Raw genomic sequence first — 304 nt, 5'->3', positions numbered from 1 at the left:
TCAGAGATCAGGTAGAACAGTGAGAGTGAGGTGCAGAAAAATTTGAGCTGAAGCTGAGGATGGCAACATCCATGATCACCTCGCCGCTGGTGGCGCCGGCCCGGGCCAAGGGCCTTCCGTCCATCTCCCGCCGGGGATCCTCCTTCGCCATCGTCTGCAGCGGTGGGAAGAAGATCAAGACCGACAAGCCCTACGGGATTGGAGGTGGCATGTCAGTCGATATTGATGCATCTGGCAGGAAGAGCACGGGGAAGGGTGTGTACCAATTCGTTGACAAGTACGGCGCAAACGTCGACGGCTACAG

Annotated in this window: 1 protein-coding gene; it reads left to right on the top strand. The window is 57.6% G+C overall.

Annotated elements, in window-relative coordinates:
- Positions 1–59 precede the first annotated feature (59 nt).
- On the top strand, positions 60–304 hold a 245-nt coding region (psbR, locus tag NEV57_RS15905), incomplete at its 3' end, for a photosystem II protein PsbR (protein ID WP_257659296.1).

It is taken from the genome of Parapedobacter lycopersici (assembly GCF_024643285.1).
Classification (GTDB): Bacteria; Bacteroidota; Bacteroidia; order Sphingobacteriales; family Sphingobacteriaceae; genus Parapedobacter; species Parapedobacter lycopersici.
The sequence above is the reverse complement of the archived record's forward strand: the minus strand, read 5'-3'. Positions and strand labels throughout refer to the sequence as shown.